Raw genomic sequence first — 24,037 nt, forward strand, 5'->3', positions numbered from 1 at the left:
GACCAACCAGCCCACAAAAAAACCGGGTGAGATCGTTTGATCTCACCCGGTGATTCAATTCCGATCAGCAACGCTGAATTACTCGTTGTCGCTGTCGCTTTCGCCTTCTTCGGCGTCGGCGGTTGGCATCTGGAACAGCGGGCCGCCGCCAGCTCCCATACCGCCCTTGAGTTCGCCCTGCGATGCGCCGGCTCGGCTGGCGGCATCTTCGGCCTGCAGGGTTTCGATGTCGGCATCGAGACGACGGCTCAGGCCGATCTTGCGATCGTCCAGGTCCAGACGGAGGATGCGGACTTCGATTTCTTCGCCGACTTTCACTTCCTGTTCCGGATCGTCGACCTTGTGGTCGGCCAGTTCAGAAACGTGCAGCAGGCCTTCCAGTTCCGCCTCCAGTTCGACGAAGACACCGAAGTTGGTGATCTTGGTGACCTTGCCGGTGACCGTTGTGCCCGGAGCGTACTTGTCGGGGATGGTGGTTTCCCACGGATCGCCGTGCAGCTGCTTCAGGCCCAGAGCGATGCGGCGACGATCTTCGTCGACCGAAATGATCTGGCATTCGATCTCGTCGCCCTTCTTGAGCATTTCGCTGGCGTGAGAGATCTTGCGGGTCCAGGACATGTCGCTGACGTGCAGCAGGCCGTCGACACCTTCTTCGAGTTCGATGAACGCCCCGTAGTTGGTGAGGTTGCGGACCTTGCCGGTGACGGTGGCGCCAACCGGGTACTTCTCGCCGACGTTGTCCCACGGGTTGGGCTGCGTCTGCTTCATACCGAGCGAGATTTCCTGCTTGTCGGTGTTGATGTTCAACACGACCACATCGACCTTGTCGCCGATGTTGACCAGCTCGCTCGGGTGATTGATGCGGCGGGTCCAGGACATTTCGCTGATGTGCACCAGACCTTCGATACCGTCTTCGAGACGGACGAAGGCACCGTACGACATGACATTGGTCACTTCGCCGGTCACGCGGCTGTTGATCGGATAACGATCTTCGATGTTCTCCCAGGGGCTCTTCGACTTCTGCTTCAGGCCCAGGGCGATCTTTTCTTTTTCGCGGTCGACATTGAGGATCACGACTTCGATCTCGTCGTCGATGCTGACCATATTCGACGGATGATCGATGCGGCCCCAGCTCATGTCGGTGATGTGGAGCAGACCATCGATGCCGCCCAGATCCACGAAGGCTCCGAAGTCGGCGATGTTCTTGACCACACCCTTACGCAGCTGACCTTCTTCGAGCTGCTCGAGCAGCTTGCGCTTCAGGTCGGCGCGGCGATCTTCGATCAGCTTACGGCGGGAAACAACAATGTTCCGGCGCGGTTCGTCGATCTTGAGGATGACGCATTCGATATCCTGGCCGATGAAATCGGCGATATCGTTCGGACGGCGGATGTCGACCTGGCTGGCCGGCAGGAAGACGTTCACACCGATGTTGACCAGCAGACCGCCCTTGATCTTGCGGACCACGTTGCCGGTGACGATGTCGCCTTCGTCGCACTTCTCGATGATCCGTTCCCATTCACGGATCCGATCGGCCTTCCGCTTGGAGAGCAGGATGACACCGTGGATGTCTTCCATGTCTTCCATCAGGACTTCGACGGTATGTCCCGGTTCGGGATCAGGCTCGCCTTCTTCCCATTCTTCGCGGAGCACGAGACCTTCGCTCTTGGCTCCGACATCGACGAGCACTTCGTCGTCGTCGACCCGGATGATCTTTCCGGTGATGATTTCATTCGCGTCGAAAGACCGCGATGTTTCGTCGTACAGCAGATCCATGTCGGCTTCGTCGCCGGTCAGTTCTGCCAGCGAGGTTGCCAGATAGGAGTCGAGTTCTTCGTCTTTAATCGAGAATTCGCGGAGTAGATTCCTGTCGACCATGTGATTCCCACGTCAACCCGCTGTCGATTCTGCCACCCATCGATCCGGGTCAACTTAACTCAAAATAAATAGGACCTTGAAACCTTCGGCTGTGGAAGGCCCTGCCTTCCGGAAAACAGCACTATCGCGATCAGCAGAGATACGTGAACGGTGAGAGATCGGGAAAATCTCTGAACGGAACGACAGAGGCGTCCCGTGCCGCGACACGCGCGATAAGAACGAGTTATATCACATTCCGGTCAATCCTGAACAGTCGACCCCGGGCCAAGTCGTCAAAAAACGCCTTGTTTTCCGAAGGTTTGTCTGTCGAAAGACCGCTCGGAAGGAAAAACTCAAGCCGCATTATCCGTCGCTCATGATGTCCCGTAAAGGAACCCTCCCCGTGCGGCTCGCGGGAGGAGAAAATCAGAGCGTGAACACGCCGGGCGCCCGTTGCTTCTCGACGCCAACGTGATTGATTTTCAGTCCGAATTTTTCGCCGATCTTAACCGCTTCGCCCTGTGCGAAAGGCTTGTTATTCACATACAGATCGAGCAGATCGTCGCACGATTTCTGGAACATGATTAAGGTCCCCGGGCAGAGATTGATCAGCTGTCCCAGGTCGATTTTCTTCTCCGCCAGCCGGACCGACACCTTGACCGAGAGCGGCATCACCCGCCGGACCCGGTGAATCAGATCCTGGGCTTCCCGATTAAGAACCGGAGCGGCCTCTTCGGGTGCGGCTTCGATTTCCTCAGGATCCGAAGCTTCCGCTGCGGATTCCGATGTCTCTGCAGAAGCCTCGCCAGCCGGGATCTCGTCGACCGGAACTTCCTCTCCCGCAGATTCGCCGCGTCGGGCCAGGACGTACAGTGTCTGGGCGAGATTGGGATCACTTCCGGAGAAGGCTTCGAGCGGAAGGACGCCGCATTCCTGCGGATCTTCGAACGAAGCGGAGATTTCTGAGAGTTCTTCGATCCATTCCGCTGCCGAATCGGCCGGATTGACGCCAGGAAGATCGAGCAACTGGGTCAGATCAAAGATCAGGTCGTTCAGCAGGGTCTGTTGTTCATCGGACGGGGCCGAAACCCAGTCTGGCAACAGCGGCCCCTGAGGAATGGCAAGCAGGATCCGGCCGGTGCTGGTCTCGAGAATAAGATTGAGCCCGGGACCTTTCAGGTGGGAATCGTCCGCAGACAAATCTGCCAGGACGGTCTGATCCCCTGGAGCGACGGTCCAGTCGCCGCCAAATGTCGACACGAGAGCCGCGGTCAGGCCGGCGGTTTTTCCGCTGAACGATTGGGCCAGCCGATCAAAGTCGATTCCAGGTTCCGACATACCACGTGAATGAGGGTAAAATTTGAGTTCGCAAGCGATGCCCCGCCGGCACTCGCTTCAGCAGTTCCCGCCGGGGAGGAAAGATCCGGTTGGGGACCTTCGCTCGACCGGGATTCGGCGCAGCAGGAATGCTCCAGATCAGATATCGACGTGCTTCGACCTTCGGCTCGACCGGAAAACCGGAATTTCAGGCACACTCCGCCTATTTTTCCCGTTCGCCAAGCGATCCAGGCGGACAGGACGCATCAGAAGTCCATGATATTTCCGCAGATCGGGTTATTGACAAGTCGATGCGGGCTCTGCATAATTGGGAAACCGCTCCATACTCCTACTCTCCTGTGGGAATCTCCGGGTGGCCATCTCACGGAATGCCCGCGCCTGGGTACAGTGATCGCCGGTGAACACAGCTCGTTCCCCGATTCCTCATTTCCCTCCGCCGTGTCGCAGCAGCTGATTCTGTTTCGGCTCCTGCCTACTTCCCGTGTCACTTTGTGCTCTGGCTCCAGTCGCTGAAGATTCGTCGACTGTCTGGCGCAACGTGAACGCCCCCGGCAATCAGCGCGGCTTCCCGTGTCTCAGATATTTCCGGACATCGACCCCTCCTCGCCAAATCCATTTTGGAGAAACTCAACATGACCTGCTTAGGTTTCATCCCCGGTATGCCCGGCGGCATCGAGCTCGTTATTTTTCTGCTGATCATTCTGATTTTCTTCGGCAAACGCCTGCCCAGCGCCATGTTCTCGGTCGGTAAGAGCATCACCGAGTTCAAGAAGGGCGTGAGTGAGCATATCGATGACGATTCCGACGAGGACGAAGACGAAGAGCCGCGTCCGAAAAAGAAGAAGACGGAACACATTTCCGAATAGTTCGTGTTGAGAGTCAGGTGCCTTACCGGCTCCCGGCGAGCCATTTGATAGAGGAGAGAGACCATGTTTACACCCGGTTGGACAGAAATGATCATTCTCGGCATGATCGCCCTGCTGCTGTTCGGCAAGCGGCTGCCGGAAGTTGCCCGCAGCCTGGGACAGGGCTTCGTCGAGTTCAAGCGCGGAATGCGGACGATCGAAACCGATATGCGGTCAGCCGTTTACAGCGATCCCCAGCCGACCGCCCCGAAGTCGACCAGTTCTTCGCGCGTCGACGAAGATCTGAAGCCGACCGCGGAGAAATTCCAGATCGAAGACGAAACGCAGGAAGAAACGGCCGACAGCTCGAAGGCATAGTCCGATGACGCGTTCGCTTCTCTTCTCTTCGCTGCACTCTGGGGCATGGGAAGCGTAGCTGCCGTCCTGTTCGGAATCTGGAGTCTCGGTCTTCTGTCGCTGCACGGCGGGGCGATTGCCGTGACGATCCAGCACGGAGGGCATCACGTGACAATTGACCCGACGGTTTCGTCCTCGATGTTTCTGCTCTCGATTCCCGCGTGTGTCGCTATAGCAATAACGGCTGCCCTGTTACAGGCAGCCGTTTTTTACGCGCTGTTTGGTGATCGTGATTCACCGAAGTAGAGCGGCTCGCATCTACTCGATTTGAAAGCCCTGGCCGCAGCTGCCGCATTCGTGGTATTCAACCTCACCGATCACGTAGTCGGTCCGGCCGCACCCCGGGCACTGGAAGCGGCCTGAGGTGGGCAGCCGATAGCTGCGGACTTCGTCGCCATGCCGGCGCGAACTGCGGCGGCGATCTTTCGCGGAGCGGCGATCGACCGCGATTTCTTCGTCCGACTTTCGTCGGTCTTTTCGGTCACGCCTTTCGGCAGCCTGGCGTTTTTCAAGCAGATGCTGGAGGTCAGTGGGCAACATATGGTGCTTCATAGCGGGCTCACGGAGGACAAAAAAAACTGTCATTCGTACGGCTCATACTGCTCGTACGAGTAGGGTTGCGAGTTCGAAATCGGCGGCATCGCATGCGGAGCAATCGAGGCCTCTCCCGGCGGACAGTAGGGTTCTGTCACCACGGGCGGACCAAGGTTCCGGCGGCGAATCCGACGGGGATTTTCCATCGCATCAAGCAGGACCGGTTCCGGCCGAGGCACAGGAATCAGTGGACCTTCCAGCAGCGGCGTCGTCGCACGGTAGAATTGATCCTGATCGATACAGCGATAGGGATCGTCGTAAGGCACGATACGAGGCACGAGTGTGATGATGATTTCGCGCCGTTCTCGAACGGCGGTTCTTCGACCGAACATTCGTCCGACATACTTGATGTCACCAATGTAGGGAATCTTCGTCTGTCGATCCGAATCGACTTCCTGGATGAGTCCGCCCAGCACGATCCCCTGTCCGTCCGGCAGCATGACCGTGGTGTCGACTTCCGTGGTGTCCTTGTCGGGGACCCCCGTGGCGGCGTTCACGGTGCCGGTCGAAACTTCAGGCTTGACCTTCATCAGGATCTGGCCGTTGTTGCTGATGTGCGGCGTGACGTTGAGAACGACCCCGACATCCATGAAGTCGACGTTCTGCAGTGTGCTCGTTTCCGTCGTCGTGGTCACGATGTAGCCGAGCTGGCTACCGATCTGAATCTTCGCTTCCTGGCCGTTCAACACGAGCACTTTGGGGGAAGCGAGCGTCTTGGCATCGGTCGTGTCTTTGATGATTTCGATCACGTTGTCGAGCTTCGAGCCATCGATGTTTAGGACCATGGCCGGACTGCCGGCCGGGTTGGCAAAGCCCTGGGAATCGATGGAGAACTGAGCTCCGGCGAGTGAAGTCACGTAGGACAGGTTCACGCCGTGCCGGTTTTCGTCGTCCAGATTCACCTGAAGAATATGGGCCTCGATGAGCACCTGACGCGGTGCGACGTCGGTCCGTGCGACGTAGTCCTCGATTCGCATCAGGTATTCCGGCAGATCCTCCACAATAATCTGTTCGCGGGAACGTCGCCCATCCATCGGGCTGGTCTGATGACTGAAGATCTTGCCGACTGGCGAGAGAAGCCCCGTCACGACTTTCTCGACCTCTTCCGCCGAGACGAAATTCAGCGTGATCACCCGAACCTGTCGTCCCTGCATCTGGGGGCCTGACAACGACTCCTTGCTGATGCGCGACACAATGATAATGTTTCGCTGCTGCACCCAGGTGCAGTTTGAGGCTGCCAAAATCGTGTCCAGAGCATCGTCGAGCGGAACGTCGTTCAACGTGACGGTCACCTTCTCCTGAACGTCGTCGCTGAGCACGAGATTCAATCCGTGCTGCTGGGCGATCATCTGCAGCACGGCGTTTAGTGGAGCTTCGCGAGCAACCAGCGTCAGAAAGTCGCCGGATCGATGCAGATTGATATTGTCCGGAGCAGAGGGCGTCAAAGGCACATCGTAGTACTTGTAGGCACTGCCCCGTCGCGGTGCGGGCGCTGCTGGTGCTGCAGGAGTCGGAGCCGAACCGAGCGGCAGGGGAGCGGTTTCCCATTGTTCGGTCTTCAGCTTCGCGGCCCCCGAGGACCTAGGCTCGGTCACCTGAAACTCCCGGTCCTGAGAAAGTTCCGGGCCGATGACCGGATCGAGTTCCGGATTCCAGTTCAGATCCGTGAACGGATCGACCTGTTCCTGTTGCGGCTCTTCACCGGCCAGTTGCCGAATCGTCCCAGGCACCGGGGACGACAGAGTTTCCGCGGTCCGGGCGGTCTGTCGCTGTGAGGAAACAGGCGCTGGACGACTGGCTGCGGCGAGGCGGTCTGGGGTTCCGTTATCGTAGACCGATGCGATGTACTCTTCCGGACGAAGATCGATGATCTCCTGCTCGCGTTTAACGGGAGCTTCCGCGACAACCGGTTCTGTCTCTGTCGAGCGGAACGGGTTGCGAACCATCCGGGACAGCGAGTCGGTCTGACACCCCCCAAGGCAGCAGACGACCAGCGCGATCAGCACCGGTCCCATTCTGAATCTACTGCTGGTGTGAGTCATAAGAATGAAACGTCAGAGAGTGGAGTATTCGGAACGAAGTTGATGAATCAGGCGAGCGCGGATTTCGCCTTCCTCACTAACATCGACCTCGCCTGCCCCGAGAATGTGCGCGATTCGCGCAATCGTCACATCAGGCCAACATTACTGACCGGCTTGATCGTAAATTTTAACGCGACGAACAAACTCCCCCGTCTCTATGCTTTTATCCCGTCTTACGCAGCCTGCCGCCCTGTAAACAGGCGTATACAACTACTATTCGGCGAGCAAACGAATGTTTCCATCGGTGATTTCCCCCACCACGAGGCCATTTGGCAGCCTGTCTCCCTCGCTGTATATCACATTGTCGATCAGAGCCATTTTCGTATTCCCGTTTGACAGCACCGCCGAAACTCTCACCAGGCGAGGGTCAAACGCTGCGACCGGCGTTTCCGACTCGGCTGCGACGAGTTCCTCATCGTCGGCGTCTTCGCCGGTCTGTCCCGGAGCGAACGGGTTGTGAGAAACGACCTGATCAAGTTCGAACTTTGGCAGATTCCGGACGCGGGCCAAAGCCTCAAGATCAGGTCCGCCGGCCTGCTTGACCACCTGCGTGGCCAGTTGGGTCACCAGCGATGTCTGAGAGCTGGATGATTTGTCGGACCCTCCCCAGAGAACGTAGCCCAGGGTTGAAGACAGACTGAGAATCAGCATGACTTTCCCTCGTGTCAGGGACGACCCGCCTGAATATCTACCGAACATCAGTGCTCTCCATTCCATCAAGCGTGGTCACTCGGGAAGGCCGGTGAAGGCTCGCGACTTCCGGTGGCATGGTCGCAAACAGTTCCAGCGTCAACGACACTGCGTAAAGGTCCTCTGAATTGCCGTGCGGCGCCATGCTGGCCTGAATCACCCGGTTCATTCGGTCCAGTGACTGCAAAGCCGCAAAGAACTCGCAGATGCCCCGATAAGGGCCTTCGAGCGACATCTGAACGCTGTGAACCCGATATCCATAGCGTTCGCCGGTCGTCCCTGGTCGAAGTTCGCGGATTCGGATCCCGCATGGTCGAGCCGCGTTGCCAACCAGTTCGAGAAACCCATCCAGATCCGATCCCAGCGACACGCGTGACTGACTCACGGCCAGCAAGCTCGCGGATTCTTCGAACTCCTGCATCAACTGCTCGAGTTCCGCCGCGGCAGTCTCGTGGTGCTCACTGAGGCCGTCCAGTTGGAGAGCGTGCTGGCGGCTGCTTTCGATCTGTACCCGCATCGGCATGATGACAAAGACTGTCGTCAGCGCGATGATCAGGCAGACCGAAAGGGCCCCCAGGGAGTGTACCAGCAGGACGAACTGGTGAATTGTCAGTTTCTCGGCGAGTCCGTTCATGGGCTAATCTCCATTCCAACTTCTGCCTGGATCTGGAACTGCTTTCCTTCCTCTTCTTCACTCTGAATGTGCGTCGCGGACAGCAGATCGACGTTCGTGAACAGTCCGGTTTCCAGGCTGGTAATCATCTCACCGACATCGCTGTCGGTCTTTCCGGTCCCGACGATCGAGACGTTGCAGACGCGGCTAATCGATTCGGAGGCAGGAGTGACCGGCGGTGTCCCTTTGGAAGCCGGTGGTTTCCGATCTTCGAGATTCGCGGACCATGACGAGACCACGACGCCGCCTTCCGTTGCGATACTTGCGGCTGCAATCGCGCCGAGAATATCGACCGGAGTGGGCCCAATGATCAGATTCTCCAACCGGCGTTCCTGTCGTTGAACTTCGGCCAGTTTCTGACGAACTTCAGCGGTTTGAGCCAACAGTTCGCGAACAGGCTCGTGGGACTGTTCCACTTTCTGGAGTTGTTCCTGAACATTCTGGACGTCTGACGCATGAAAGAGCGCGACGACCGCCATGACCAGCATCACGATCAGTGCGACAAGCAGCCACTGCCGGAGCAGACCGTAGGAGATCAACTCGAACTGATTGACTTTCGGTACCAGATTGAAATCAGCGGTCGACATTATCGAATCCTCCCGTTCGTCATCGCGACAGCCAGGTCAAACTCGCTCGCAGAGAATGCCCGGTGGAGATCCGCGTCGCTGGCATACGCGATCGGTTCGCTGAACGCGCGGCCGAGCTCTTCCCGAATCAGCGGAAGACCGCTGCCCGATCCAGTCATCACCAGACGGTCGATCGCCCCGAAGTGGGACTTCTGACGGGCGAAGTTGAGCGTCCGCTGAACTTCTTCGGCGAACCGGACAACCAGGGCTTCGACGCACTCCTGGTAGTTACTGAGGAGAGATCGACTGACTTCCGGACCTTTCCCCAGGCGTCGGATGATCGTCTCGCAGTCCTTGCGGCTGATTTTCCACTCATCGATCAGTTCATCCACCAGCAACTCCCAGTGACTGTCGCGAAGCCGCCGTGTGTAGAACGGGATGCCATCGCGGAACATCACCATCGTCACATCGTCAGCGGCCCATTCGATAACGGCTCTAACGCCTTCGACCGGTTCGCCGATTAATCGTGAAAGGCATGTCGTTCGAGAGTCCATCGTCGCGCATCGCAAGCCCACCGAACGGAACTGCCGCAAGACCTGGTTAATCAAAGCCCGCGAGGCCACCACGGCATGCACGGTCACCATCCCCTCGTCGTCGGTCTCGGGTTCGGCCCAGTAGTCATAGGTGAGTTCATCCACGGAGACGCTCATGAAGTCGCTGAGTTCCTCTCCCACCAGAGACCGCATCTCAGCCCCACCCGTTTGAGGCAGGCGCGCGGAGTACATACGGGTCAATTCGTGTGGCAGCACACAGCACATGCAATCCTGCCGAAACTGGGAGAGCGGCCGCCGATTCTGCTGGAGCACCTGCTTGAGCCCACCCGATTCGATCCAGCGATCCAACGGCAGTTCACACGGAATCGGGATCACGTGCCCGTTCAGCGCAGCATTGCTTCGATCTCCCACGGAGCGTTCCGCGAACACAAGTTGCGTACGTTGAAAATCAACGCCCAGCCGGGTCATGGCCAGCGACTTGCGAAAGTTGAACAGTGGCATCAGATCAGACACAACACTCATCATCAGCCCCCTGAAGAAGACATATCGAGCAGCGGCAAAATCACCGACATGACGACGACGGAAACGATGCCCCCCATCAAGACAATGATGAGCGGTTCCAGAACTTTTGAGAGCTCCCGAACATGACGCTCGGCTTCATCTTCGTAGTGCTCTCCGACAATCTCCATCACGCTTCCCAGGTCGCCCGATGCTTCCGCGGTTGAAATCATCTGGGCCAATCCATCAGGCAGAAAGTCGAATGCGAGCAACGCGACCGAGAGCCCATTGCCCTTTGTCAGCTGAGTTTCGATCTCGTCGAACAGTCGCAGGTATTCCGAATTGCTCACCGAGCGCCGGCTGAGCCGGACGGCTTCGAGCAAGGGAACGCCACTTTGAATCATTGTCCCGATCAAGCGGAATGTTCGTCCCGCCAGAAGGGTTCGCGTGGCCTTGCCAATCCCCGGCATGTTCAACAACGATCGATCGAGCCAGGACTTGAACCACCGGGAGCGCGCAGCCACAACCAGGCCGCACATCGCCAGCACGAGTCCGATTCCGACGCCAATAAGATTGCCACTGACAAAGGAACCGAATGAAAGCAGAAACTGTGTCGTCGGAGGCGGCACGCGTCCCAGATCTTCGAAGACCTTCGCAAACTGCGGAAGCACGAAGAACACGAGTGCGTTGATCACCGAAAACGCGACCAGCATCAGAATCGCCGGATAGGTGATGATCCCGCGAATGGTATTGACCAGTCGTACTTCGTTTCGCAGCAGGACTGTGAGTCGAGACAGCACCTGGCCGAGTGTTCCCGACGCTTCCCCAGCCGCGATGCCGGCAACATACGCTTCGCCGAATACCGAGGATTGATTCCCGAGCGCGATCGAGAACGACTTTCCGTCTTCAATATCGCGAACGACCTGCCGCATGGCTTCGGCCAGACGACGATTGGTCACCTGCCGCGCGACGGACTTGAGCGACTCGGCCAGATCGGTTCCCGATTTCTGCATGATTGACAACTGCGTCGTCATCATCATCAGGTCGTTCTTCGATACGCGACCCGAACGACCGACATTCCGCACCATCGATCGATGTTCGGTCACCGACAACGGGAACAGTCCGCGGCCGCGCAGCTGTTGCCGCGCAGCGGCCAGCGAAACGGCTTCGACGAAGCCTGCTTCAATCTGCCCCCCTTTGGACCGTGCCTGATATGCGTATGCCATGATTCGGCTGCCGATGAATTGAAAAGATCTGTTAGTCGAAGAATGCGACGCGCATTACTTCGTCGATGGACGTGACTCCCTGCTCGGCAAGTCTGAGCCCTTCGTTGAGCAGATTGGAGGCTCCATGTTCGCGGTGCCACCGACGGATGACTTCCGCCTGCACGCCGCTTCCAATCAGTTCCCGCAGCTCGTTGTCGGCCTGCAGGATTTCGTAGATACCGATTCGTCCCTTGTAACCACTGTCGTAACACTCGTGGCATCCCTCTCCCCGGACAAACTGCCGGTTGAGGTCTCCACTGTAGTGCAGTCTTTCGAGTTGACCCGCCGGCGGATAGTACGTGGTCCGACAGTTCGGGCAGATGCGGCGGACGAGTCGCTGAGCGATCGCTCCCAGGAACGCAGCAGCAATTTTGTAGGACGCGATTCCCATATCGGAGAGCCGGGTGACTGCTGAAGCACTGTCGTTGGTATGCAACGTCGACAGCACGAGGTGTCCTGTCAGAGCGGCCTGAGTCGCCACTTCCGCGGTTTCTCCATCGCGAATTTCCCCAATCATGATCACATCGGGGTCCTGACGCAGAATGGCCCGTAACACTTTGGCGAAACTGAGCGTCGTCCCCGCATTGGCGTGGACCTGATTGATCTGAGCCAGCTGATACTCGACTGGATCTTCCACGGTCACAATATTTTGCTGAACGCTTTTGACCAGTTCGATGGCCGAGTACAGCGTCGTCGTTTTTCCGCTACCGGTCGGGCCGGTCACCAGGGCCATGCCGTACGGCTTGGCGAGGAGACCTTTCATGATCTTCAACTGATCGTCGGGAATTCCGAGTTCATTGAGGTTGAACGTGACGTTCGAACGATCGAGCACACGAAGCACAACCTTTTCGCCCTGAACGGTGGGCAACGTCGAGCAACGCAGGTCGATATCGCGATGATCGACCACGACATGGATTCGGCCGTCCTGTGGCAGTCGGTGTTCGGCGATGTCCATCTTCGCCATCACCTTGATTCTGGAAACGATGGCCGGATGGAACTCGCGTCGCGGACGCAGAATTTCGCGAAGCATGCCGTCGACTCGGAAACGAACTGTCGACTGATGCATCCCGGGTTCGATGTGAATATCGCTGGCGCCCTGACGGGCCGCCTGGAGAATCATATAATTCACCAGGTTGACGATCGGACTGCCATCGGCAATAGACTCGACCTTCTGCAGCTCAACGTGAATCGCATCGTCCTGCACCGAGACGGCATCGCGATCCATGTCCGCAGTCACGGCGTCGACTTCGAAGCCTTCGTCGTAACAGCGGGGCAGGAGCTGTTCGATGGCCGACGACAGCGCCAGAATCGGACGGACGCGACATTCGGTCAGCCGCTCGATCTCATCGATGTAGTCCAGCTGCTGAGGATTCTGCATCGCGACGGTGAGCACGCCGCGAACCTTGAACATGACGATCGCGCCAAATTCCTCCGCTTTGCTTCGCGGAAGAACGCGAACGGTCTTGGGATCGATCAAACCTTCCCGCAGAACGACGTAGGGAATTCCCATCTGCTCGGCCAGGAATGGCAGCAGTTGTTCTTCTTCGATAAATCCGAGTTCGACCAGCGCTTCGCCAACGCGTTGCCCTTTCGCGCTCTGCTGCTGCAGAGCCGATTCGAGTTCATCGGGCGTGAGCAGACCGGCGTTGATCAGCTTCTCGCCGAGACGCTGTTGACGCGGTGCTCCCGCATTCGTGCCATTGCCCTTGATGCGCAGACTGGAGCGATTTCGTGCCGTAATACTGGTCATACTGCAAAACTCCCTGCTGCCTGCACAGAGTCTTCGTAGTGTTCAATCTGATCAAGCAGACCGGTCACCCGCAGAATGTCCTGACACAGATGACTGGCTCCGGCAAGTTTGAACATCCCGCCTCGTTTCACGCAGCGGTCGCGCAGATCCAGAATCAACTCCAGTCCCTGGCTGTCGCACAGAGCCATGTCGCGCAGGTCGAGCACGAGGCGCGGCTGCCCCGGCTTGATGGCCTGTTCGACGGCCGTTCGCACGCGGTCGGCGTTGCTGTAGGTGAGTGAATCCTGGAGCTGGACAATGTCGACGGCTCCCTGGCGTGTGTATTCAATCATCGCTTGCCTCCGTTATTGACTGGAAGCACGAAGCTGAATGTCGAGCCTTCGCCGAGTTCGCTGGAAACGTCGATCCGTCCACCGTGCAATCGCGCGACTTCGTGCGTGAAGGCGAGTCCCAGGCCGGTCCCGGTCACATCGCGGACACGACTGTCGTCACTGCGGAAGAACTTCTCGAAGACGCGAGGAACTTCCTCGGCGGAAATCCCGATCCCGGTATCCTGCACGTTGAAGAAGATCTCCTGATCTTCCATCGCAACCGTAAAGACGACTTCGCCGCCCTCGGGCGTGTATTTGCAGGCGTTCCCGAGCAGGTTCACCAGAGCCGCCGAGACGCTGTCCTTGTCGATGGTCATCGACGGAAGTTTGGGAGGCAGCGAGATCGTGAAGTCGATCTGCTTCCGCTGCATTTCCGGCCGAACCTTGGCGCCGATCTCCTGCAGCAGGCGTTCGAGATCGGTTTCGCGCTTGTCGATCGACATGGAACCGGCTTCCATACGACTGATGTCGAGAAGCTCGTCCACGAAACGCGACAGGCGTGTCGATTCGGTGAGAATAATGTTGTAGAACTGTTTCTGCTGTTCGACGTCGATTTCATCGGTGACAGCCAGCGTTTCGGCATAGGCACTGATATTGGCCAGCGGCGTCCGCAGTTCGTGCGTCGCCATCGAGACGAACTCTTCGCGCATCTTCTCGGCCAGTTTCTGCTGTGTGACGTCGCGAATCGTCCAGACGTGCCCCACGGTTTCCCCGCGGTCGTCGATGCTGGGACGTCGAGTCCACCGCAGATAGTTTTCCCCCAGATCGGAGGAGGTATTCGATTCGAAACTCAGCGGCTGCGGTTTCGTGACAGCCTGCTGAACGTGTTCGGGGAGGTTCGGAGGCAGGAACTCAAGCAGCTGTTCCTCGAGAAGCTGATCGCCATCGGTCGACAGAATCGCTTCGAGTGCCCGGTTGACGAAGGTCATCCGTCCTTCGATATCGGTGACGGCGATCCCTTCGGCCAGGCAGTGCAGCACGGTCGAATCATCGGCGCCGTTGCGGGATCCAAGCTTCTGATCAATTCTCGATTCCAGCAGTTGCAGGGCGGCTCCGGCCTGGACGGTCTGTACGATTTCGTTCCAGCCGTTCGAGGGCGCATCGGTCTGCAACACCGGTTGCAGCGTTTGCATCAGTTTTTCCGGATGTTCGCCAATTCCGACGAGCTGATGATGAATCGCGGGAGCGACTCGCCCCGATCGATTCTGGGGAATCAGCGAGAACATCGCCAGGAAGAAGCTGCTGACCATGGCGGCAATGAGAATGCGAGCCGACCAGTACGTTCCGATATCAACCAGAAACGTACTGACTGCCGCGATCCCCAGGATCAGCGTCAGCACGCCGGCGGCGCGCTGCACCATACTGAACTTATCACCGTCCACGTGTCTCTCCGTAGTCCATTAGCCGCCGGGCTCATCCCGCGCGACAGATCTCAGGTTTGCTCAGCCCGCAACTGTTGCTCAACACAAGCGACAATTTCAGTGGGACTGAACGGCTTGAGCAGAAGGCGCTGAATTCCCCACTGTTCGCGGAGTTCAGCCTCGTTGAGTTCGTAACCTTTCGCCGAGCAGAGAAAGATCGGAATGTCCGCATACTCCTCCATACCTCGGAGAGCAGCGATCAATTCCGGTCCGCCCATGCGGGGCATCTGATAATCCGTGATTACCAGATCGAACTGCCGCGATCGAGCCTGTTCGAGGGCGGCTGCTCCATCCAGAGCAACCGTCACCTCGAAACCCGCTCTTTGCAGATTGAACCGGACGACATCAGCCATCACGCGATTGTCTTCAGCAATTAGAATCGCAGTCTTGTCCATGGTCCGTCACTCCAGCCCTTCAATTACTTACGTCGGATTAACTTACAGGAGGTTCAGACTATCGGTCGTATCATTGATGATGAACGCTCCCGAAGCCGTGTCGTACGCCCAACCCTGGGTTCCGGTCGGCGTCGGCGAGCCTGAGTGCGTTCGCACTGCTGCGCTGCCGGCGTTGGCACCGGTTTCCACCTTCGGGAACGGTCCCCGCAGGTAAGGAGCCAGTTCGGTCGTGATCGAGGCGGTCGGATACGATCCGGTCTGAGCTTTATAGAGTTCGATGGCATCCCGCAGGACGGCCAGCGACTGCTTTGTCGCCGACATTTTGGCGTCTGAGGCGGTGTCGAACATCTTCGGTCCCGCTACAGCCGCGATAATCCCCATCACCAGTACCACCACGACGAGTTCGATGAGTGAGAAGCCACGTCGTGCCTGAGTCTTCATCTGATTTGCAGCAACCATGGTTGTGCTCCGTAGTAAACAGACTTCTGAATTTTTAACGGACGCCGCGAAATGCGATGCCGTGAGTCAACAGTAGTTCCAAAAAGCCGACGGAGCAAAAAATTCATCAAAAGTTCAGGGACAACCCGCCAGGTGCAGGCATACACCGCAAATTGTGACCTATGTTTGACGTAAGCTTTCCTTGTTCCCGACTGCACGCAACACGCCCTGGTGCCACAGCAGTCCACAGCTGCGAGATTAAATATGTCCCAGATAACAACGGATAACACGACCGATCACAATCAGCTGCATCAGATTGCAGAGCGGCTCTCCGACCGCTTCGATTGCGGCATTGAAATCTGGCGGAAGATGAACGACTGGATGCCGGTCGTCCGTGGAGACGATCGCCTCAGCCCGTCTTCGGTGCTCGATGTTCACTTCTATATCAGCACCTCAAAATTGACGAACGACCCGGCCCTGCGGCAGATCAATCCGGAGCAGAGCCTGTTTATTCTCCCGGTCGATTCCCGATCGGGGTTTCAGACCGTTGCGGTCGGCATCTGCTCGCACAGTTCCGAAGCCCTGTTGCAGAACGCTCTTCAACAGGAATCTGTGATCGAAGAGCTGCATGCGCGAGAGAAATCGCAGGCCGAACAGGTCGATCTGTACGCCGCCCAGGTCACCGCGGACTTCGAAGAAATGACCTGGCTGCGGAATCTGGCGCAACAACTCGGATCCTGCACCGTGGAACGCAGCCTGGAATCGCTGGCCAGCGCGACCCTGGAAATGCTGGCCGATTTGATTCGCTGCAAGACGGTGGCGCTCATCACCCCTCGCCAGAACCAGCGCGACGATGAAGATGAATTTGACGTTTTGCTCTGGGGGCAGTCGTTCCCGCGGAAGAGCTGCTGCGATCTGATGCTGCTGGTTCGCGAGGATGCGTTCAAGCAGCCAGTGGTCTGGAATCGCGATCGCGTGCGGGCGGCTGGCGATAAAGTTCCGTCGGGTGTCAACAGTTTCATCGTGACTCCGCTGCGGAAAGATGGCACAACGTACGGCTGGCTGACCGCGATCAACAAGAAGAAAGACCTCAACGGTCAGATCCGCAGCCATCTTCACGATGATCTCGAAGGCATCAGTGAACTCGAGTTCGGCACGTCCGAAGCAACGCTCGTCAGTTCGACCGCCAGCCTGCTGGCCTCACATGCCAAGAACCTGGAGCTGTTCCAGCAGCAACAGAATTTGCTTATCGGCGTTATCCGGACGATGATGAACTCGCTCGACGCCAAAGATCCCTACACCTGCGGTCACAGCGACCGCGTCGCCCAGTATGCCCGGATCATCGCCGAGAACCTCGGGTTGCCGGCTGATGAGTGTGAGAATATCTACGTCACCGGGCTGGTGCACGACATTGGCAAGGTCGGCGTTCCCGATCACATTCTGAAGAAGCCGGGCCGGTTGACTGATGAAGAGTTTGACGAGATCAAGAAGCATCCCCGCATCGGGTTCGTGATTCTGCAGCATCTTTCGGCTTTCTCATTCGTGCTTCCGGGCGTGTTGCATCATCACGAATCGATGGACGGCACCGGGTATCCGGATCAGCTCAAAGGCGAGGACATCCCGCTTCACGCCCGCATCCTGGCCGTGGCCGATGCCTACGACGCGATGACGAGCACCCGTCCGTATCGCGATGGCATGCCGGTCCGAAAAGCCGTCAGCATTCTGCTTGAGGGCCGCCACACACAGTGGGACGCCGCCTGCGTCGACGCGTTTCTCGACAGCATGCCAACCGTGCTCGAAATCACGATTGAAGCCAACCGCCAGAAGGAAAAGATTCTTCGTAATTCCACGGCCTGGCATGAGATCCTTCAGCAGGAGATCACCAACGTGCAGGAAGCGGTCGCAGCCGTGACCTTTGTGTAACCGGGAAATTCTTCCATGAACGCAGGACGCACAACACGCAATGGATTCACCCTGGTCGAGCTCGTGGTCGTGCTTTTGATCATGGGCATCGTCTCGGCTGTCGCTGTGCCGCGTTTTTTCGATGTTCAGAATATCCGACTCAATCAGGCGTGCGAGCTCGTGGCTAGTGACCTGAAATGGGCCCGGCACCTGGCCATGGCCCGAAGTACTCCGATCACCGTCGTCTTCAATAAAGACACCGAGTCGTACGCGATTCAGGGCGTGATGGACCGGGATCACAAGCAGTCGCCCCACGGCGTCGATTTAACACAAGCTCCGTTCGAAGTGGAAATCAAAGGGGCCAATTCTGGACAGGATATCGTATTTGACCACTTCGGAGCTCCGGACGATGACATCGATGTCGAACTGGAGATCAACGGACTGACGAAAAAGGTCAAAGTCGATAAACACTCCGGATGGGTAACGATCGAATGAGAACGTCTCCGTTAAATGCCCGCCGAGCGTTTACGCTCGTGGAAATAACACTGTCGCTCGTCGGGACCTCCGTCCTCGTGGGTGGCATGATGTCGGCCTTGTACGTCACGATGAAATCGCTCGATCCGAATCTGTCAAATGCGAGCGTCATGCTCACCGTAACCGACGTGCTCCATCAAATGCGGGAGCTCCAGTTCACGACGGAATTCCTGGATCAGATGACACGTGAAGTCGAAGTCTGGGTCCCCGATCGTGACGATGATGACGACGAAGAGAAGATCAACTACCGCTGGTCGGGCATTCCGGGAGATCCGTTGATCAGGGAATACAACGGCCACAATATCGACATTGTCCCTAAGGTCTATCACTTTTCTCTCAGCTATATCAGCTCCGGAACGTACACCATTGGAGTGACCATCGAACTACAGTCCACGCCACGGGCCAGCGACCGGGTGCAGATTGAACTTCCAATTCTCAACAAGCCGCGAACCTATCAGTACGACGATTAAACCGTATTGCAGATCAGACGCAAATCATGAACGCTCTCCATCGCCAGCCATCGAATGCCCGAAAGGGATTCTCGCTACTCGAAGTGAGTATCTGCTCGCTGTTGGTCGCGGTGTTGATGATTGCGTCGCTCCGCTGCATGGGAGCCATTGTCGTTGGACGAGAGCACATCGCTCAGCGAGCCATCGCCGACCAGCTGGCCGATGAACTGCTGTCGGAGATCATGGAGAAATCTTACAAGGACTCGTTCCTGCCGCTCTTCGGGTTGGAGGCTCTGGAGGTCGGCTATAGCAATGGTCCGCGAAACTCCTTCGACGATGTCGACGACTACGACAACTGGTCCGTCAGCCCCCCTCGCAATCGGGACAATTCGACTCGGAGCAATCTGAACGGCTGGCGCCGGGAAGTCAGCGTCGCCTGGGTGACGAAGGCAAATCCCAATCAGACTTCGATCACCGAGACCGGACTAAAACGGATCATCGTGACTGTCAAACGAAACCAGAACACTCTTGCCCAGGCAATGGGTTATCGAAGCGAGAGTTTTACAGTCGCCCCCTCACAACGGGGAGGAGGCAACAGTGGTTAATTGCATACTATCGACAGCGGAGACCGCATTTCCCTCTCGCCGACGAGGAGCCGCGCTCTATATGCTTGTGATTACGATCTCGTTGTTGGTCTCGATCACGGGATTAGCCGGTGTCAACCTGGTCAGACTGCAGCGAGAACACATGTCTATGGCTCTCGAAATCCAAAAGGCCCGCAGGCTGGCCCGATCAGCTGTCGAACTTGCACACGACAAATTGTTACTGACCAACGAATGGCGGACAGCCTATGCGTCAGGCTTCGAATCGACGCCATTCGCTCCGGACGGGTTCGATGGCAACATGAGTTGGAGAGTTTCTGACAGCGATGGAAGCTTTACCAACAACGACATCCAGCTGCGTATCGATGGAATCGGCCGCATCGGCCAGACCACCCAGGTGATATCTTGCCATTTTAAGAGTGTCGTTGGCCCCACCGAACTCCGCTCTTTCAGTGCACTGTTAGGCAACTCCGACGATGACCTAAAAAACGACAAATGGTGGGGGCAGTATCTCAAGCCGTCCCTGCCCGGATCAGCGACCGCGTATCGCGTGACAAGCATTCAGTTCTATTGCCGGAGAATCGAGAGAGAGGACTTCTCCGTCTCCATCTATACTGCCAACGCCTTCAATAAGCCTGGCACTCTTATCGATGTCACTTCGACGAAAAGTGATCACTATTCAACGAGTTGGTCGTGGGTCACGGTTCCGATCGCAGGGTCCCAATGGGTCGACGTTGCGAACGGCATCTGCCTGACGATCACCACTAGCAGCACGATCACCCCCCTACGTTTGTATTACAAAGGCGGAGGCGTGTTTGAGTCCAACTCTGCAATGCTGCGCGGAAGCCCGAGTGGATGGAACTCCGTCGAAACCAACAAAGCCATCTGGTACAAGGTCCAAGGAGAGTACCGAACCAATCCGGCTGATATCGATATCACCCCCGGCTCGTTCCACTGGGGCGCCGCCCCATGATCCAAGACGTTAACCGGCGTCGCGAGCCGAGCCACCGGACTCTTTGTCGTTCTGCGCCACCAGCTGCTGCACGCGGGACCGGGTTCGTTCGATGGTCTGATACTCCAGCGCGTTGTCATCGTCGCGACGCATCTCCGCGATCACTTCTCGCGGCAGCCGAACGATGAACGTGCTCCCCTTGCCGAACTCGCTTTCGACGGTCACCTCGCCCCCCAGCAGCTTGCACAGTTCCTTCACGATCGACAGCCCCAGTCCGGTTCCTTCGTATTCACGCGTCAGCAGATTGTCCTGCCCCGGCACGTGCTCGGCCTGCCGGAACTTCTCGAAGATCCGTTCCTGATCGGCCAGCGGAATCCCGATGCCGGTATCGGCCACACTCACCTGGACAAAGTCCTGCTGAGACGCCGGGGCCGAACCACTACTCGCTCCGGTAATGCAGATACTGGTCGCCGTCACCCGAACCCGCCCCCCTTCCGGCGTGAACTTCACGGCATTGGAAAGCAGGTTGGTCAGAATCTGCTGAATCTTGCCGGAATCCTGATTCATCTGGGGAACATCGGGGGCACAGAACCAGGTCAGTTCGATGTTCTTGCGATCGGCCAGCGGGGAAATGCTCAGGCAAAGCTGCTCGACAATCTCGGCAATCGAGAACTTGACCGGATGAATCTCCATCTTGCCGCTCTCGATCTTGGCCAGATCGAGAATGTCGTTAATCAGCGTGAGCAGCCGCTGACCGGAGGTCGAAATGTTCTGCAGATACCGCTTCTGCTTGTCATTGAGATTGGACGCCGAGCCGAGCACATCGCTGAAGCCCAGAATACTGTTCAGCGGCGTTCGCAGTTCGTGGCTCATCGTCGCCAGGAACTCGTTCTTCAGCTTGTTCATTTCGAACAGCGACAGGTTCGCCCGAGCCAGTTCATCGACTTTATGGTCGAGATTCGTATTGGCTTCCTTGAGTTCATCCTGAACCGTGACCAGGTGCCGCAACATCCGGTTGAAGGCGTGACTCAGCTCTTCGAACTCATCGCCCGTGCGAATATCGGCTCGCAGATCGAGCGTTCCCCGGGCAATTTCATCGCTGACATCTTTCAGGTGGAGCACCGGTTTGACGATCACGTACCGCACGATGGCATACGCCGCGACCATCGCCAGGAAGGAGGTCACAATTGCCATTGCCAGCAGAATGGCATTGTTCTTGGCGAGACGACTCTTTGTCTTCGTGAGCGGCAGCGTGATCTTCACCATGCCGAGCAGATCGCCCTCCGCCACGTTCGGCTTGCGATGATAATGGCAGGTCAGGCACGACTTCGAGGCCTTGACCGCAGCGTAGTAGCGATACTCCTGCCGGTCCGGCAAGGTGAGAATGTACTCGGAATCCCCACTGCGGATGCGGGCCAGTGCTTCGTAACCGAAATCGTCGGTCGGACGGTCCGGGGAATCGGCGGTCGGATCGGATTTGAGCAGTCGCCAGCGATAGTCCTGAATTTCGACCGGCTTCAGAAAGCTGGCCATTTCCTCAATCTTCTCGATGTGTTCCTGATCGATATCGACCGCCTTCATGTGCTTTTCCATGATGATCGGCGCGACGAGCAGCTGGGCGGTTTCCTTGTTCTGATTCTCGATAATTCGGGCGTTAAGCTGCGCGTAGAAGTAGAAACTGCCGGAAATCAGCAGCATCAAACCGCCGCCGAACAGGAAGCGACACTTCCGTTCGAGGCTGGTTTCGCCGAGCAGACGTTTAATCGTACGATACGACATGCGATTCAGGAGTCATCAGGAGACGGGACAAATTCGACTGTCGGAATTGTTTCACGGTCGGAAGTTTGTTGCAATGTCGGTTCCAGATCCTCCGGCGGCGAAACAGCGAAATCCGCATTGAGCCTTTCCGGCCGCCCGCCCGGAGTCGTCTTCAAGTCCTACATCTCAGGAGACTTCCGCGTGCGCACAGTCCTGATCTTCTCTCTCGCCGCCGTGACGACGTTTTTCTCCGGCATCGACTCAGCCTCCGCCGCTCCGCCGAATATCCTGATCATCATGGCCGATGACTGTACGTACAACGATCTCCCGCTGTACGGAGGACAGAACGCGAAAACGCCTCACATCGACCAGTTCGCCCGCGAAAGCCTCACGTTCAACCGGGCCTATCTCGCCGAAGCGATGTGCCAGCCCTGCCGCTCGGAACTGTTCACCGGGCTTTATCCTCTGGGCAATGGCTGTGCGTGGAACCATTCCGGCAGCCTGCCCGAGACGAAGAGCCTGCCGCATCACTTCAAACCGCTCGGTTATCGCGTTGGCATCTCCGGCAAGGTGCACGTCAAACCGGACTCGGCCTATCCCTTCGAGAACGTCGACGGTTTCGACCAGAACTGCGTCCGCAATCCGACTCAGCAGCATAGCTTGAACGGCATCGCCGAGTTCATGACTCGCGATCAGAAGCAACCCTTCTGTCTGGTCGTCGCCCTGGTCGAACCGCACGTACCCTGGGTGATGGGCGATGCCAGTCAATACCCGCCCCGCTCCATCAAATTGCCCGCCAACATCGCCGACACGCCTGTGACCCGCAAAGACTTTGGCCGCTACCTGGCCGAGATCACCTACATGGACGGGCAGGTCGGCGAGATTCTCGACGTGCTTGACGAGCATGACCTGAACGACGACACGCTCGTCCTGTTCACCTCCGAACAGGGCTCGCAGTTCCCCGGCTGCAAATGGACCAACTGGGACACCGGCCTGCACACCGCGCTGGTCGCCCGCTGGCCCGGCCAGATTGAAGCCGGCCAGCGAACCGATGCCCTCGTACAATACGCCGACGTCGTCCCGACTCTACTCGAGTTGGCCGGTGGTCAACCAGTCAGCGAAGTCGACGGCTCCAGCTTCGCCAGTGTGCTGCGTGGCGAGAAGAACTCTCATCGCGAATTCGTGTACGGCATTCACAACAATATCCCCGAAGGACCGGCTTATCCGATCCGCACGGTCAGCAACGGCGAATTCCGGTACATCCGCAACCTCACCCCCGGCGAGATCTACATCGAAAAGCATTTGATGGGCAAGCAGAATCGCGGCGAGCTCAACAACCCGTACTGGGCGACCTGGATCTTCACCGCCTGGGAGAAGCCCCGAACGTACAACCTCGTGAAACGCTACATGAACCGCCCGCCCGAAGAGTTCTACCACACATCGTCTGATGCCTACGAAATGGAGAACCTGGCCGATGATTCGCAGTTCGCCGAAGAGAAGAAGAAACTCTCCGCCGAACTCGACCGCTGGCTGAAATCCCAGAACGACCCCGGCATCCCGATGGACACCCACGAAGCCATCCAGGCCGCCAAGGATGGTAAGCACCTGTATTCCTCGCGGGAGGAGTGACAGGATCTGGTTGATTCGCCCTGTCCACCGGGGTGGCCCCGAAAGATTCTTTCGGGGCGGCGCAGCCGTCGGAGGAGTGAGATTTGACGTGTTGTTCCTTCACGTTCCCTCAAGTCGATCTAAGTGGGCGACGTATTCTCAAGCGACGTGAAACTGCAGTCTCCCACGGCTGGGAATGTGGGATCTATTGTGGCGAGGGTTTCGCAGATTTATGCGACCCAGGGAGATTGTCGAGGAATGGTTAGAAGACGCCCGGGGACATCAGTTCCCTCGCCCCCGTGGGGGAGAGGGTTAGGGTGAGGGGGAAATGCGGGTGACAGGCTCCACGGGCCGTTGATTCTCATTTGTATGGAACATCGCTGGTTGATCGCCCCCTCATCCGCCCTTCGGGCACCTTCTCCCCCTGAAGGGGGCGAAGGGACATGATCCGCCGCGCTACGAGAAATGGCCAGTCTATT

The 24,037-nt window shown here is 57.6% G+C and carries 24 protein-coding genes; 9 read left to right on the top strand and 15 right to left on the bottom strand.

The features are described 5' to 3' along the window. Positions 1-78: 78 nt before the first annotated feature. Both rpsA and L1A08_RS08430 read right to left on the bottom strand, forming a co-directional pair. Positions 79-1,878 carry a 30S ribosomal protein S1 gene (rpsA, locus tag L1A08_RS08425; RefSeq protein WP_238755890.1) on the bottom strand — a complete coding sequence of 600 codons (1,800 nt, stop codon included), beginning with the start codon at positions 1,876-1,878 and terminating at the stop codon, positions 79-81. A 405-nt stretch (positions 1,879-2,283) separates the two neighbouring features. Beyond that, positions 2,284-3,195, bottom strand: a complete 912-nt coding sequence (locus tag L1A08_RS08430; protein WP_238755891.1) for a FliM/FliN family flagellar motor C-terminal domain-containing protein — start codon at positions 3,193-3,195, stop codon at positions 2,284-2,286. A 632-nt stretch (positions 3,196-3,827) separates the two neighbouring features. Here L1A08_RS08430 and L1A08_RS08435 point away from each other — a divergent pair. The 3 genes from L1A08_RS08435 (at position 3,828) to L1A08_RS08445 (ending at position 4,703) form a co-directional block, all read left to right on the top strand. After that, positions 3,828-4,061: a twin-arginine translocase TatA/TatE family subunit gene (locus L1A08_RS08435; protein ID WP_238755892.1), complete on the top strand. Its 234-nt coding sequence runs from the start codon at positions 3,828-3,830 to the stop codon at positions 4,059-4,061. Between the two features lie 63 nt (positions 4,062-4,124). Next, positions 4,125-4,418, top strand: a complete 294-nt coding sequence (locus L1A08_RS08440) for a Sec-independent protein translocase subunit TatA/TatB (RefSeq protein ID WP_238755893.1) — start codon at positions 4,125-4,127, stop codon at positions 4,416-4,418. Positions 4,419-4,463: 45 nt separating this feature from the next. Further along, positions 4,464-4,703: a hypothetical protein gene (locus L1A08_RS08445; RefSeq protein WP_238755894.1), complete on the top strand. Its 240-nt coding sequence runs from the start codon at positions 4,464-4,466 to the stop codon at positions 4,701-4,703. Positions 4,704-4,715: 12 nt separating this feature from the next. Here the strand turns inward: L1A08_RS08445 and L1A08_RS08450 are convergent, their stop codons facing one another. From L1A08_RS08450 to L1A08_RS08505, 12 genes are all read right to left on the bottom strand, one after another. After that, the gene (locus L1A08_RS08450; RefSeq protein WP_238755895.1) at positions 4,716-4,997 is read right to left on the bottom strand and encodes a hypothetical protein; all 282 of its coding nucleotides are present in this window, start codon (positions 4,995-4,997) and stop codon (positions 4,716-4,718) included. Positions 4,998-5,038: 41 nt separating this feature from the next. Continuing rightward, entirely contained in the window at positions 5,039-7,066 is a 2,028-nt protein-coding gene (locus L1A08_RS08455; protein ID WP_238755896.1) for a secretin and TonB N-terminal domain-containing protein, read from the bottom strand. A gap of 279 nt (positions 7,067-7,345) precedes the next feature. Then, complete coding sequence (locus L1A08_RS08460; RefSeq protein WP_238755897.1) at positions 7,346-7,783, bottom strand: hypothetical protein; 438 nt, start codon at positions 7,781-7,783, stop codon at positions 7,346-7,348. A 37-nt stretch (positions 7,784-7,820) separates the two neighbouring features. Beyond that, complete coding sequence (pilO, locus tag L1A08_RS08465) at positions 7,821-8,456, bottom strand: type 4a pilus biogenesis protein PilO (RefSeq protein ID WP_238755898.1); 636 nt, start codon at positions 8,454-8,456, stop codon at positions 7,821-7,823. After that, positions 8,453-9,082: a PilN domain-containing protein gene (locus L1A08_RS08470; protein ID WP_238755899.1), complete on the bottom strand. Its 630-nt coding sequence runs from the start codon at positions 9,080-9,082 to the stop codon at positions 8,453-8,455. Before L1A08_RS08470 ends, pilO begins: the two co-directional genes overlap by 4 nt. Continuing rightward, complete coding sequence (locus tag L1A08_RS08475; RefSeq protein WP_238755900.1) at positions 9,082-10,137, bottom strand: hypothetical protein; 1,056 nt, start codon at positions 10,135-10,137, stop codon at positions 9,082-9,084. The genes L1A08_RS08470 and L1A08_RS08475 overlap by 1 nt, the downstream gene beginning before the upstream one ends. A gap of 2 nt (positions 10,138-10,139) precedes the next feature. Further along, the gene (locus L1A08_RS08480; RefSeq protein ID WP_238755901.1) at positions 10,140-11,339 is read right to left on the bottom strand and encodes a type II secretion system F family protein; all 1,200 of its coding nucleotides are present in this window, start codon (positions 11,337-11,339) and stop codon (positions 10,140-10,142) included. Between the two features lie 31 nt (positions 11,340-11,370). Further along, entirely contained in the window at positions 11,371-13,128 is a 1,758-nt protein-coding gene (locus tag L1A08_RS08485) for a GspE/PulE family protein (protein ID WP_238755902.1), read from the bottom strand. Next, the gene (locus L1A08_RS08490; protein WP_238755903.1) at positions 13,125-13,460 is read right to left on the bottom strand and encodes an STAS domain-containing protein; all 336 of its coding nucleotides are present in this window, start codon (positions 13,458-13,460) and stop codon (positions 13,125-13,127) included. Before L1A08_RS08490 ends, L1A08_RS08485 begins: the two co-directional genes overlap by 4 nt. Then, a complete protein-coding gene (locus L1A08_RS08495) occupies positions 13,457-14,881 on the bottom strand; it encodes a sensor histidine kinase (RefSeq protein ID WP_238755904.1) in 1,425 nt (474 codons plus the stop codon). Before L1A08_RS08495 ends, L1A08_RS08490 begins: the two co-directional genes overlap by 4 nt. 50 nt (positions 14,882-14,931) lie before the next feature. After that, a complete protein-coding gene (locus tag L1A08_RS08500; RefSeq protein ID WP_238755905.1) occupies positions 14,932-15,315 on the bottom strand; it encodes a response regulator in 384 nt (127 codons plus the stop codon). A 42-nt stretch (positions 15,316-15,357) separates the two neighbouring features. After that, on the bottom strand, positions 15,358-15,774 hold the full coding sequence (locus tag L1A08_RS08505; RefSeq protein ID WP_238755906.1) for a type II secretion system protein: 417 nt from the start codon (positions 15,772-15,774) through the stop codon (positions 15,358-15,360). A 243-nt stretch (positions 15,775-16,017) separates the two neighbouring features. On the opposite strand from L1A08_RS08505, the gene L1A08_RS08510 reads away from it, so the two are divergent. The 5 genes from L1A08_RS08510 (at position 16,018) to L1A08_RS08530 (ending at position 20,213) form a co-directional block, all read left to right on the top strand. Beyond that, complete coding sequence (locus L1A08_RS08510) at positions 16,018-17,676, top strand: HD-GYP domain-containing protein (protein ID WP_238755907.1); 1,659 nt, start codon at positions 16,018-16,020, stop codon at positions 17,674-17,676. A gap of 15 nt (positions 17,677-17,691) precedes the next feature. Next, a complete protein-coding gene (locus tag L1A08_RS08515) occupies positions 17,692-18,150 on the top strand; it encodes a pilus assembly FimT family protein (RefSeq protein WP_238755908.1) in 459 nt (152 codons plus the stop codon). Further along, positions 18,147-18,659: a hypothetical protein gene (locus tag L1A08_RS08520; protein WP_238755909.1), complete on the top strand. Its 513-nt coding sequence runs from the start codon at positions 18,147-18,149 to the stop codon at positions 18,657-18,659. The genes L1A08_RS08515 and L1A08_RS08520 overlap by 4 nt, the downstream gene beginning before the upstream one ends. Positions 18,660-18,685: 26 nt before the next feature. Continuing rightward, positions 18,686-19,243 (top strand): type IV pilus modification PilV family protein, encoded by a 558-nt coding sequence (locus L1A08_RS08525; protein WP_238755910.1) that lies wholly within the window; start codon positions 18,686-18,688, stop codon positions 19,241-19,243. Between the two features lie 61 nt (positions 19,244-19,304). Beyond that, positions 19,305-20,213, top strand: coding sequence for a hypothetical protein (locus L1A08_RS08530; protein WP_238755911.1), 909 nt, complete (start codon positions 19,305-19,307; stop codon positions 20,211-20,213). A gap of 9 nt (positions 20,214-20,222) precedes the next feature. On the opposite strand, the gene L1A08_RS08535 is transcribed toward L1A08_RS08530, so the two are convergent. Then, positions 20,223-21,971, bottom strand: coding sequence for an ATP-binding protein (locus L1A08_RS08535; RefSeq protein WP_238755912.1), 1,749 nt, complete (start codon positions 21,969-21,971; stop codon positions 20,223-20,225). 180 nt (positions 21,972-22,151) lie between these two features. Between L1A08_RS08535 and L1A08_RS08540 the strand changes: the two genes are divergently transcribed. Then, a complete protein-coding gene (locus L1A08_RS08540) occupies positions 22,152-23,579 on the top strand; it encodes a sulfatase family protein (RefSeq protein ID WP_238755913.1) in 1,428 nt (475 codons plus the stop codon). The last annotated feature ends 458 nt before the right edge of the window (positions 23,580-24,037 follow it).

Origin of the sequence: Rubinisphaera margarita, assembly GCF_022267515.1 — a bacterium.
GTDB lineage: Bacteria > Planctomycetota > Planctomycetia > Planctomycetales > Planctomycetaceae > Rubinisphaera > Rubinisphaera margarita.